Origin of the sequence: Amycolatopsis sp. CFH S0740, from assembly GCF_004522315.1 — a bacterium.
Classification (GTDB): Bacteria; Actinomycetota; Actinomycetes; order Mycobacteriales; family Pseudonocardiaceae; genus Amycolatopsis; species Amycolatopsis nivea.
On the sequence record NZ_SDLS01000007.1, the window covers coordinates 120,656 to 131,114 of the forward strand.

Below are 10,459 nucleotides of genomic sequence, written 5' to 3' on the forward strand. Positions count from 1 at the left end.
GTACAGAAGAGGGTGCACTAGTGACTGCCACCGAGGGCTACCCGCTCTCCCCTCAACAACGCCGCCTGTGGGAACTTCAGCGCAGCGGCCCGTCGCCCTATCGCAGCTGGTGTGCGCTCCGGCTGGCGGCGGGCACGACCGCCGAACAGGTCGCCGCGGCGCTGGCCGAAGCGGCGGCGCGGCACGAGATTCTCCGCACCGAGTTCCGGCGCCCGGCCGAGGCGTCGATCCCGCTGCAGGTCATCGCCGACACCGCGGACCGCCTGGAGGTGCCCGTGCACGATCTGCGCTCGGTGCCCGCCAACTCGCGGGACGAGGCATACGCCGCAGTGAAAGCCGCGTTCACCGGGACACTCGGCACCGGCGCACTCAATGCTGCCCTGGTCCTGCTGACCGACGACGCCCGCCTGCTGCTGCGGCTGCCCGCCCTCTGCGCGGACGAGGCATCGGTGCGAGTGCTCGCACAGGAAATCAGCGACCGGCTCATCGGCGCCGGTGCGGGGACAGAACCGTTGCAGTACGCGGATTTTGCCCCGTGGCAGGACGAACTGCTCACCGCATCGGAGTTCGACCTCGAACGGGAGTATTGGCAGCAGCGGCTCGTCGCGGCGGATCTGCCCTTCGCCCGCACGTCCAGCGCGGGCTTCGCCCCGGCCGCGTTCTCCGTCGACCTCGGCTCGTCGCTGGGCGAGGCGGGCCCCGCCGTCGCGCTGGCCAGCTGGCATTTGCTGCTGCGCACGCTGACGGGGCAGGACGAGCTGGCGATCGGCGTGCGGCTGCCGAACCGGGTGGCGGACGAGATGGCCGGTGCGATCGGCCCGTACGAGAAGTACGCGCCGTCGCTCGCCCGGCCGCAGGCCGGCGAAACCGTCGCCGGATTCGTCGCGAAGGTCGCGGGCGAACTGGCCGAAATGGCGGATTGGCAAAGCTATTTCGACCAGACCCGGTGGGCCGCCGGACTCGACCGGACCGGCGCGATCGCGGCGGGCTTCGACTGGCGCCGCGGCGAATCCGGCGTGCTCGAAGAGGCCGAAGCGATCACCGAACGGTTCACCGTCCGGCTGTCCGGTCGCGAATACGACGACCGGACCCGGCTGTCCGTCTGGTTCGACTCGTCCGTCGTCGACGCCGCCGACATGCCGTTCCTCGCCGAACAGTACGTCGCGGTCCTGCGCTCGGTCCGCAGCGACGGCGCACAAGCCGCGCTCGCCGTGCGCGTGCCAGCCGCCGCCGGGCCGGCACCGGCCCGGCAGGCTGACCCGGCACCGCCGGTCCACCGCCGGTTCGAAACGCACGCCCAGCGCGATCCCGGTGGCATCGCGGTGCGCTGCCTGGACGAATCGGTCACCCGGGCGGAACTCGACGCGCGCGCCGACCGGCTGGCGCGCAGGCTGCTGGCCGCGGGAGCCCGGCCCGATACGCCGGTCGGGCTGTGCCTGGACCGTACCGTCGACCTGGTCGTCGCGGTGCTGGGCATCCTGAAGAGCGGTGCGGCGTACCTGCCGCTCGACCCGGCCGTACCGCTGGCCCGCCGGCGCGCCATGCTGGACCAGGCCGGTGCCCGGGTGGTCGTCGCCTCCGCCGGGCAGACCGGTCTCGCCGGTCCGGACCGGGCACTCGTCACCCCGAACGGTGCTGAAGCACCGGCCGTCGCGCTGCCCGCCGCCGGGAATGCCGACGCCCGGCTCGCATACGTGATCTTCACTTCCGGCTCCACCGGCGCTCCCAAAGGCGTCGCGGTGAGCCACGCCAACCTGGCCGCCTACGTCGACGACGTGACCGCTCGCCTCGACCTGTCCGGCGGCGCGAGCTACGCCATGCTGTCCACGCCGGCCGCCGACCTGGGCAACACCATGCTCTTCGCCGCCCTCAGCACCGGCGGCACGCTGGACCTGCTGCCGGCCGAGCACACAGCTGACCCCGCGCGCCTCGTCGCGCATCTGCGCAAGCATCCGGTCGACTGCGCGAAGATCGTGCCGTCGCATCTGCGCGCGCTCCTCGACGCACCCGACGCGGCCGCGGTGCTGCCCACGCGGTGTCTGGTGCTCGGGGGCGAGGCGGCCGACTGGCAGCTCATTGCCGACGTACGCCGTCTCGCGCCGGACTGCCGCATCCTCAACCACTACGGTCCGACCGAGACTACGGTCGGCGTGCTCACGCACGAGCTGCACCCGGACGATTCGCGGGCGTTCCGCACCGTCCCGCTGGGCACCGCGCTGCCGCACAGCCGGGCCGAGATCCTGGACGAACGGCTCGAGCAGGTCCCTTCCTGGGTCGCGGGCGAGATCCATCTCGGCGGCGCCGGCGTGGCCCGCGGCTACCTGGGCCGTCCGGGTCTGACCGCGGACCGCTTCGTGCCCGACCCGTTCGGGCCGCCTGGCGCGCGCATGTACCGCACCGGCGACCGCGGCCGCAGGCTTGGCGGCGGAATCACCGAATTCCTCGGCCGCGCCGACGAGCAGCTGAAACTCCGCGGGTACCGGGTGGAACCCGCGGAGATCCAAGCCGTGCTGTGCACCCATCCCGCGGTCCGCCAGGCCGTCGTGACGCTCCGGGAGGAAAGTTCGACGCTGGCCGCGTACGTGGTCGGCCCCGGCGCCGAACCCGGGCAGCTGCGCGAGCACTGCGCCGAGCACCTGCCCGACTACATGGTGCCTGGCGCGATCCTGGCGATCGAGGCGATCCCGTTGACCGCCAACGGGAAAATCGACTACAGCGCGTTGCCCGCCGCCGGGCCCGGCGCGGTCGCCTACCAGCCGCCGCGCACCCCGGACGAGGCGACGTTGGCCGAGATCTGGCAACAGGTGCTCCGCGTCCAGCGGGTCGGCCGCGACGACAACTTCTTCGCGTTGGGCGGCGATTCGATCCTGGGCATCCAAGTCATGTCGCGCGCAGCCAAGGCGGGCCTCGCGGTCACCCCGAAACTGCTGTTCCAGCATCCGACTGTCGGCGAACTGGCCGGCGTGGCCACCGCGGCGGACGGCAGCGCGACCGGCGCGGAGCAGGGCCCGGTCACCGGGGCGGTGAAGCCCACGCCGATCCAGCGCCGCTTCCTCGCGCAGCGACTGCCCGCCCGCCACCACTACAACCAGGAAGTCCTGGTGGCGCTGAAACAGCCGCTCGATCCGGAACCGCTGCGGATCGCGCTGCGTGCCCTGATCGACCACCACGACGCTCTGCGCGTCCGGGTCCGAGGCGACGAACTCGACCTCGCCGGACCGCTGCCCGCCTCCGCCGATCCGCTCGTCACCGTCCGACTGGCCGACCTGCCCGCGGCCGATCGGCGCAGTGCGTTCGAGAAGGCCGCCGAGCACGCCCAAAGCTCGCTCGATCTCGCCTCCGGCTGCGTGTTCCGGGCCCTTCTGGCCGATCTCGGCGACGACGGGCACCGGCTGCTGCTGGTCGCGCACCATCTCGGCGTCGACGGAGTGTCGTGGCGCGTCCTGATCGCGGACCTGGTCGCCGCGTATCAGCAAGCGGCGGCCGGGACTGCGGTGCAACTGCCGCCCAAGACCGTCTCCTACCGTGCCTGGGCGGAGCGGCTCGCCGAAGAAGAAGACCGCCACGCCGCGGAAATCCCCTTCTGGACGGACCTCCTCTCCGGCCAGTCCGCGCCGCCGCGCTCCGGTGAGAACACCTATGGCGTTTCCGAGACCGTCACCGTCACTGCGGACGAGGACACCACTCGCGATCTCGTGCGTTCGGCTGGCGCTACCTCGGTCCCCGCGCTGCTCCTGGCCGCGCTGGGCCAGACGCTCACCGAGTGGTCCGGCGCGCCGCGGATCGTCGTCGACATCGAAAGCCACGGCCGGGACGCACTGGCCGACGACCTCGACGTGTCCCGGACCGTCGGATGGTTCACCGCCATCCACCCGGTGGCGCTCGACGCTGGAGCCACCGCACGATCGGTCAAGCAGTCTCTCGCCGAAATACCCGCCAACGGCGTCGGATACGGCCTGCTGCGGTACGGAACCGACCCTGCGGCCGCGGCGCTGCGGGCCATGCCCGAACCGTGGGTCCGGCTCAACTACCACGGTCAACTCGTCGCCGACCCGGCCGCCGACGCCCTGTTCGACACCGCCCCGGAGAACCCTGGCCCGTCCGCGGACCCGGCCGGCGTCCGGCCGTACCTGCTGGACCTCACCGCCGCGGTCGCCGGAGGCCGCCTCCGAGTGGACTGGACGTATTGCCCGGCCGTGCACGCGCCGGACACTGTGCGGACACTGGCCGAGGCGTTTCTGAGCCGCGTGCGCGAGGAGGTCTCGCACGGCGGCGCAGGCTGGACGCCCGCCGATTTCCCGCTGGCCCGGCTGGACCAGGGCGCGCTCGACGCCATCGCCGGCCTGCTGGACGAACTCGGCTGACCGGACGCGGCGGCCGCTGCCGGAGCGGCCGCCGCGTCCGGGCGCTCACGCCGACCTGGGCGAGCCCGCCGGGTCCTCGCCGAATCCGGCAGCCAGCCGGTACACCCGTTCCGGCGCGCCGACTTTCCCGTAGCGGCACGACACCTGCAACGAGCCGATCTGCGCCAGGTAGCGCACGTAACGCCGAGCCGTGACCACGCTCATCCCGGTCGAATCCGCGATGTCCGCGGCCGACACCTCGCCGTCGGGCGCGCTGCGCGCCACGTCGATGACGCGATCCACGGTGATCGCCGATATGCCGTTCGGCGGATCGATGCCCGGATCGATGCTCATTTGTCCCCAGCTCCTCGTCGCTCGCGTCGCGAGGTCGATCGAAGGGCGCCGCGCGTCCCCCGCGCCCGGTCGCCGACCATCGATTGGCTGCACGCCACCACATCCGGCGGACCGCCCAGATTCCGCCGGAGCAGGCGCCTGCACCCCCAGACCCCCTGATCGCATACGATCCTACGCCGCGAATATAAACGGCCGTCAACCCCGCAAACGCAGTCTCCTCCGCCTGGAATACGCGAAGCGGCCGAGCGCGGAGCCGAGAAAGCGCGCCTGCCACCGCATTCGCGCAGATCCCCCGGCGAGTCCGCGCCAACGGAATTCGGCCGCATCGTTCGCGAAATGCAGAACAAAAGCAAGAAGACGGTAAACTACACTCGGTAATACCGACCAGATCGGACATAAGACGATCAGAACTCGGAGAACTTGAGCGCCAGGAATTGCCCGCTTCGTCGGTGAAATCCCTTTCGGACGGTCGTTTTGCCGCACACTGCCGTCCCGTCCTCGGCAGCCCTCGACGCCGCCCGCCGAGCGTTGATCTCCTCCGGTGAACACTGGACGACACCGCCGGAAACACCGGAGAAAGACACGCGCGATGCGCCGAGCGCGATCAATAAGCCCGGACCAATCAGTCAACCGGACCGGCGATACGGGATGCCCCAACAACGCACTGGTCCCGTTTTACGCCGATCGTTCGAAATGGTCATTGCTTGACCATCCGGCAAACGGCGCAATGATTATGACCCGATTAATCCGGCCCGCTTCGGCGAACCGTCGCCGGGTGCGAACCACCCCGAACCTGATCGGGCCGCGGCGGCCAAAACAGCGTTGCCGCTCGGGCGATAACCGCATCTGTGCACGTACTCTGCTCCGCTGTTCGGCGGATGCCGGAAAAGCACCGCGGTCTCGAACGGCGTTCAGTGTCCGCGCCCGCCAGGTCACGTTCGAGCCGCGTTGTCGCAGATGCACCAGCCACGCCTCGACCGCGCTGCGGGACACGGGCGTGCAAACTGTGGTGTTGCCTTAAAATTTCACGCTGACTGGTGCAGGCGCCAAAGGCGGTCTTCGGCCGGCCGCGTGGGCGGCAGGGATCACCTGTGCCACAGCTGAACAACGCCCGTCCGGAGCAGAGCCGGGCCACCACCACGCGGCGCGGGCGGACGTTCCGTGCAGCGAGCCGATCCTGTGGCCTTCCTCGTCCGGCCGTAGTCCCCGCGCCCAGTACCGCCCCCCCGAGTGCCGGAGGCCAGCAGTCCGCGTCGAAACGTCGGCGAACCAGGGCCTCGGCTGAAGACATCACCGCGGCGAAGCCATGCATCGGCCTCGCCGTCCGTCGCGGACCTCGCGACCTGCTTGCCGACTCCGACGAGCTGAGTTCGTGGAGGTGCACTTCGACGCTGAACTGTGGATCTGGGACGCCCGGCGGACCGAAACCTGGACCTTCGTGAGCTTGCCCGGCGACATCTCGGACGAGATCCGCGAGCTGGGCGGACCGCGCCGCGGGTTCGGATCGAGGCGCGTGCTGCCGGTCAAACGCGCGGTGCGGAAGGCCGAGAAGCTCGATCCTGGGGACGTCGCTCAGGTGACCGTGACGGTGCTCGATCTCTGATTCCGGCGGAGCTGGCTTGATCATTGCGGCGAGCCGTGGAGCGTTGGCCGGGCAGGAAAGGGGAGCACGAACTGCAGAGGATGTCCCGCATGGACTCGTGTCGAGCCACGCGGTGCGACGCCCTCGGCCAGGTGCCGCGGCTCGGTCTCGGGCGCGCCGTCATGGCCGACGGCGTTCTCGACAGACCCGTGAGCCGGGCGCGGGTGTGCCCGGCTCAGTTGCCCCACGCAGGGCTGTCGTTAGGCGGGTAGGGAGAACTCGACGCGCCCTTCACCCATTCGTCCACGTCCTGCCGGTCCCACGCGAGCAGGATCTCGGCGTTGCGGATGCAGAGGCCGTAGTCGAGGTTCCCGAACAGGCGGCTGACCGTCAGGTGCTGGTTGAGCTGCTGGTATCCCTTGCCTGTCTTGTATTCCATCTGCACCGTCGTCTGCAGGCGCCCGAGGCGGAGGTTTCCGTTCACCACCGTCAGGACTCCCTGGTGCACGTTGCTGTTCTTCTCCTGCAGCCCCTTGTTCTCCACCGCCAGCTGGCCGATCTTCTTGATCGAATTGACGATGCCGGTGAGCGTGTCCGGCGTGACCAGCCCGCCTACCAGCTGGGTCACCGCCGAAATCACCGGCGACAGGGAAAGCGACGAGATGGACACGCTGCGGCTGTCTCCGGTGATGCCGGTGAGGAACGGCATGGTGGTGAACTGGTTTCCGAAGACGATCCACCGGAACAGATCGAATATCGTGGACGATTGGTCGAAACGAGCTGAATCCGCGGTCTTGCGCATGATCGTGGCGGCCACCGACTGCCACGAGCCGAAGGGGGCCAGCGGTCCCAGGCTGGGCAAGCCGGTGTTGTCTCCGCCGCAGGCGTTGCCGACTCCTGCTTCCTGGTTGAGGTCGCGGCTGTCGCAGCCCAGCACGTCCGGCCTGCCCTCCGCCCACACGGCGATCTCGAACGCTTCCCGCCGCGACTGCTCGTCGCTTGAAGTGCCCACGGCCGGCTCACGACGCTCGCGCGGCGTACTGCTCGCGCGAATCGCAGATCAGGCGCTCGATGTCGTGCACCGTCCGTACCTGCGGGATCGCCTCGAAGCCCAGGTTGACCCGGAAGCCGAGCTCGACCGCGCCCACCAGGCTGAGGACCTTCATGGAGTCGACTCCGGGCAGCTCTGCCACCGTCGTGGTGTCGTCGAGCTCCTCGCCGCCGAGTTCCAGCTTTTCGCGGATCAGGGTGTACAGCTGCTCTCGCTCTCGCGGGGGTAGACGGGTGTCCATGGTTGCTCCTCCCAAAGGGGTGCTCAATGCGCTCCGGAAAGCGCGCCGCGGTGGAGAAATCCCTGCAGATACTGCTGTCGTGTCTTGTTCCGGCGGACTTTGCCGCTGGACGTCTTGAGCAGTTCCCCTGGCGGCACCAGGAGGACGTCGGCCACGGGCAGGGACAGCGTCGTCTGGACGCGGATGCGGACCCGCCTCGCCACCGCGGTGGCGTCGCCGTCGCGGAGTTCGGCGACGATCACGACCTCCTCGGTCGCCCGGCCGGGCCGGGTGAAGGCGACGACGTTGCCCTTGCGCAAGCCGGGTACCTCGGCCGCGGTCCATTCCACGGTCTGGGGGTCGTGGTTGCGCCCGTTGACGATGAGCAGGTCCTTCTTCCGGCTCGTCACGTAGAGGATGCCGTCCGCCAGGTAGCCGCAATCCCCCGTGCGGAGGCCGCGAGTCGTGAAGCTTCGCCGAGTTGCTTCCGGGTCCTCGTGATAGCCCGCCGCCACGCTCGGTCCTTGGAAGACCACCTCGCCGATGTGCCGTTCCGGGAGCGGATTCCCGTCGTCGTCCACGACGAGGACGCTGTGGCCCGCGACGGGACGTCCGCACGGCACGAACGCCACGTGCTCTTCGGAGGCTGACGCTGGTCGTGCGAGGTTTCCCGCGTGGTAAGGCTCCTTTTGGATGACGTCTGGGGCGAGCGGGACTCCGAGCTCGCCGAACGAGATCGCGAGCGTCGCCTCTGCCATGCCGTAACACGGGACGACCGCCCCCGGACGCAGTCCGGCCGTCGCGAAGTGCGTCGCGAAGGACCGTAGTGTCTCGGGGTGGTTGGGTTCTGCGCCGCAGCCCACGACTCTCAGACAGGACAGATCCAGTTGCCGCAACTCGTCGGCCGGGGTGTGCTTGATCGCCAACGCCAGGCCGAAGTTCGGCGCGAAGGTCACGGTCGCGCGGTGACGGCTCACCGTTTCCAGCCAGAGCCTCGGCGAGAGCGCGAAGCGCAGCGTCGGCAGGAAGGTCACCGGGCAGCGCGCCAGCAGCGGTGCCAGCACGAAACCGACCAGCCCCATGTCGTGGTACATCGGCAGCCAGCTCACGCCCCGGTCGCGGCCGCGGTCGAGGCGAAGGGCGCCGATGATGGCCGCGCAGTTGGCGAGCGCGCTGGCGTGCGTGACCCGCACTCCCTTGGGGGCCGCCGTGCTTCCCGAGGTGAACTGCAGGAACATCACGTCCTCGGGAAGGATCTCCTCGGGCTGGGGCGCGTTGCGCGGCAAGGGTTCGGCGAAGAGGTCCTCCGGATCGAGGACCTGCATGCCGGCCACAGCGTGCACGAGCGGGTTCAGCAAATCTGCGAGGCTGCGGGGAATCAGGAGAGCGCGTGCTCCCGCGGCGCGGAGGATGTGCGCGGAGTCCTCGCAGTACGCCTCGAACTTGCCGAGGCCCATCGGCGGGCTCATCGGGACCGGGACGACGCCGACCGAGACCGCGCCCAGGAAAGCGAGGACGAATTCCTGCTGCTCGGGGACGATGAGCGCGATGCGGTCTCCCTTGCGCAGGCCGCTCCGGAGCAGTTGCCGCCCTCGGCGCAGAGCTTCCCTCGACAGCCCTGCCCAGCTCGCGAAGTGCTCGTGGGCGAAGGTGAAGCCCCCGTCCGGATGGCCGAGGTTGTCGGCGAGGACTTGGGCGAAGGTCGATGCCGTTGGGCGCTCGGGAGGCCGCGGTTGCGGGAACACCATGGGACCTGCCTGGGGTCAGGGGCTCCCGGGGCCGCGACCCCGGGAGCCCGCGGAACACGGGACGAACCGGCTCAGTGCTTCCAGGCGGGGCTCTCGTTGGGCGGTTTCGAGGAGCTGGCGGTGTCCTTCTCCCAGTCGTCCACGTCCTGGCCGTCCCACTTGAGCAGCGTGTCGGCGTGGCGCTTGCACTTCTCGAAATCGAGGATGCCGTAGCCGCGGTAGACGTAAATAGTCTGATTCAGCTGCTCGTACCCCTTGCCCGATTTGTACTCCATCTCCACCGCGGTCCGGACGGCTCCGAGGTACAGCGAGCTTTGATGCCGTGACAGGACCCCGACCTGCTGGTTGGAGTTCTTCTGTTTTCTCCCCTCGTTCTCGAGCGCGAGCTGGCCGATCTTCTGGATGGTGGTCACGATGCCTTGGAAGTTCTCCGGCGTCATGATGTTCTCGACCAGGTCCGACACCGCTTCGACGGCCTTTTTCAGCGACGTCTTGCTGATGGACGCGTCACGGTTGTCGAAGGTGTAGGTGAGGAAGAACGGAATCGTGGAGAATTTCTGCAGGAAAACGCTCCACGCGACCGGGTCGAATTTCTCGCTCCCCGGGTTGAAGCCGCTGAGCGTCACCGCCCGGTGCACGATGGTGCTGCCGACCGACTCCCACGAACCGAACTTCGACAGCGGACCCAGGTCGGGCAGCAGGCTGTTGTCCCCCGCCGCCTTGTTGCCCACGCCCTGGGCGTTGCTGTCCGCGTCGAAATCCTGCAGCGCGGACCTCGCGGCGGCCTCCAGTTCGGGGTACGACGTCTGCCACAGCGCGATCTCCAGGGCCTCCCGGCCCAGGTGGGACTGGCTGATCTCGGTCATGACTGCTCCTTGTCCACGGGTGACGGATGAAATGTTCGCGGCGCGGAATCGCGGAAAACGCAGGGAGGAATATTCCACTGGAACGGCGGGTGCGAACCGGCGAGAATCCAGCGAAATAAACGTGCTGCCAACAGTCGGAGCGGGTGGATCTGCCACCGCGAACGCGGGCGCAGTGGTCTATTCCATGACAACACCTCTCCGCGATTTTCGATCCGCCCGCGCCTCAGCGCCGCGAGGAAACATGCTCCGCCTCCGGGAGAGGCCGGCGAAAGGCCATTGCCACGAATGCCAGGAA

The 10,459-nt window shown here is 69.2% G+C and carries 7 protein-coding genes; 2 read left to right on the forward strand and 5 right to left on the reverse strand.

The window, feature by feature from the left end; all coding sequences use genetic code 11:
* Positions 1-20: 20 nt before the first annotated feature.
* Positions 21-4,364 carry a non-ribosomal peptide synthetase gene (locus tag EIZ45_RS14645; protein WP_134662802.1) on the forward strand — a complete coding sequence of 1,448 codons (4,344 nt, stop codon included), beginning with the start codon at positions 21-23 and terminating at the stop codon, positions 4,362-4,364.
* A 45-nt stretch (positions 4,365-4,409) separates the two neighbouring features.
* Here the strand turns inward: EIZ45_RS14645 and EIZ45_RS14650 are convergent, their stop codons facing one another.
* Positions 4,410-4,697 (reverse strand): hypothetical protein, encoded by a 288-nt coding sequence (locus tag EIZ45_RS14650; RefSeq protein WP_134662803.1) that lies wholly within the window; start codon positions 4,695-4,697, stop codon positions 4,410-4,412.
* Positions 4,698-6,069: 1,372 nt separating this feature from the next.
* Between EIZ45_RS14650 and EIZ45_RS14655 the strand changes: the two genes are divergently transcribed.
* The gene (locus EIZ45_RS14655) at positions 6,070-6,300 is read left to right on the forward strand and encodes a DUF1905 domain-containing protein (protein WP_134662804.1); all 231 of its coding nucleotides are present in this window, start codon (positions 6,070-6,072) and stop codon (positions 6,298-6,300) included.
* Positions 6,301-6,514: 214 nt separating this feature from the next.
* On the opposite strand, the gene EIZ45_RS14660 is transcribed toward EIZ45_RS14655, so the two are convergent.
* From EIZ45_RS14660 to EIZ45_RS14675, 4 genes are all read right to left on the reverse strand, one after another.
* Positions 6,515-7,291: a hypothetical protein gene (locus tag EIZ45_RS14660; RefSeq protein ID WP_134662805.1), complete on the reverse strand. Its 777-nt coding sequence runs from the start codon at positions 7,289-7,291 to the stop codon at positions 6,515-6,517.
* 7 nt (positions 7,292-7,298) lie between these two features.
* Complete coding sequence (locus tag EIZ45_RS14665) at positions 7,299-7,571, reverse strand: acyl carrier protein (protein ID WP_037806259.1); 273 nt, start codon at positions 7,569-7,571, stop codon at positions 7,299-7,301.
* Positions 7,572-7,594: 23 nt separating this feature from the next.
* Positions 7,595-9,298 (reverse strand): fatty acyl-AMP ligase, encoded by a 1,704-nt coding sequence (locus tag EIZ45_RS14670; RefSeq protein ID WP_134662806.1) that lies wholly within the window; start codon positions 9,296-9,298, stop codon positions 7,595-7,597.
* A 71-nt stretch (positions 9,299-9,369) separates the two neighbouring features.
* On the reverse strand, positions 9,370-10,164 hold the full coding sequence (locus tag EIZ45_RS14675) for a hypothetical protein (protein WP_134662807.1): 795 nt from the start codon (positions 10,162-10,164) through the stop codon (positions 9,370-9,372).
* Positions 10,165-10,459 lie beyond the last annotated feature (295 nt).

What these genes read in the sequence shown, in the direction of transcription:
- EIZ45_RS14675 (WP_134662807.1), bottom strand. Translation starts at nt 10,164, where the DNA reads ATGACCGAGATCAGCCAGTCCCACCTGGGCCGGGAGGCCCTGGAGATC.
- EIZ45_RS14650 (WP_134662803.1), bottom strand. Translation starts at nt 4,697, where the DNA reads ATGAGCATCGATCCGGGCATCGATCCGCCGAACGGCATATCGGCGATC.
- EIZ45_RS14665 (WP_037806259.1), bottom strand. Translation starts at nt 7,571, where the DNA reads ATGGACACCCGTCTACCCCCGCGAGAGCGAGAGCAGCTGTACACCCTG.
- EIZ45_RS14670 (WP_134662806.1), bottom strand. Translation starts at nt 9,298, where the DNA reads ATGGTGTTCCCGCAACCGCGGCCTCCCGAGCGCCCAACGGCATCGACC.